At 74.6% G+C, this 1,231-nt stretch carries 1 protein-coding gene; it reads right to left on the bottom strand.

The window, feature by feature from the left end:
- The coding region (locus AOJ26_RS39860) for a DUF2201 family putative metallopeptidase (RefSeq protein WP_053853224.1) at window positions 1-1,231 on the bottom strand (1,231 nt) is incomplete at both ends.

Here is a 1,231-nt window from a genome sequence, read left to right as displayed (position 1 = left end):
ACCCGCAGCACATCGCACCAGCCGTCGGTGATCACCAGCACGGGGGCGCTCGCGGGGAAGTCGTCGGCGCGGTGCAGCAGGTCGACGCCGGGTTGCAGGACGGTGCCGCCGCGGCCGTGCACCCGGACCCGCTCGGCGATCTCGGTCACGGGCAGATAGCCGGCGTCGTGCGGTGCCGCGTCGCAGAACACCACCCGGGCGGCGGGTACGTCGCGGGCCTCGGCGTACGAGGCGATCGCGCCGAGCGCCTTGCCGAGCAGGGTGCGGCTCATCGAGCCGGAGGTGTCCAGGACCACGCCGAAGGTGCAGCGGGCGGTCTCCTCGGGCGGGAAGTACCGGCCGGCGCGCGGGATGTCGGGGGTGGCGGACTGGCGGCGCGCGGGGCGGGCGTAGGACCGCACGGGCTGCGGGCTCGGCACGAACTCGTCGAACCAGCGGGCGAGTCGGGCGTCCCAGGGCAGCGGCGGATGGCTGAGCGCCCGGATCTCCTCGACCAGGCCGCCGGGCAGGAAGCCGCGCTCCTGCCGCTGGTGCAGGTCGAGGCCCTGGGCGAGGCCCCGGCGGTAGAACTCGTCGAGGTCGACGTAGTCGCGGGGCGAGCCGAGCGGACCGCCGAGGATGTCACCGGTGCCCTTGCCGCGGAGGGTGGACAGCCGGCGCATGCGGCGCAGGTCGCCGGCGATGCGGTCGTAGACCTCCTCGGCGGACAGCCCGGTGAGGTCGGGGTCGTGGAGCAGGCCCTCGGGCATGGTGCCCACCTGCATCTGGTTCAGCCAGCCGTTGATGACGTAGTCGCAGGCGACGTTGAAGAGGTAGGGGTCGCGGGTGCCGCAGCGGTCGCCGTGGCGCAGGGCGGCGTGCAGCATCTCGTGGGCGAGGACGAACCGCCATTCCTCGTCGTCGAGGCGCTGCAGCGGGTTGACGTAGATCTCGGCGGCCTCCGTGTCGACGGCGGCGACGGCGATGCCGTGGGCGCGGGCGATCTCGGCGTCGGCGACCAGGGTGATGCCGGCCGCGATGCCGCCGAGCAGCGGGTAGGAGGAGATGAACCAGCTCAGGGCCCGCTGCCAGGGGCGCTGCCGGGGCAGCTCGCCGTCGAGGGAGCCGCGGCGGCCGCCCGCCATGTCCATCGCCGCCGACACGGTCCGGGTCAGGGCGGTGGCGAAGGCGAGCTGCCAGTCGGGCGGCTGGGACCAGCCGACCCACCGCAGCAGCAGCTGGTCGGGGTCGG

The organism is Streptomyces sp. NRRL B-24085 (genome assembly GCF_001282115.1).
In the GTDB taxonomy this organism is placed as follows: domain Bacteria; phylum Actinomycetota; class Actinomycetes; order Streptomycetales; family Streptomycetaceae; genus Streptomyces.
The sequence above is the reverse complement of the archived record's forward strand: the minus strand, read 5'-3'. Positions and strand labels throughout refer to the sequence as shown.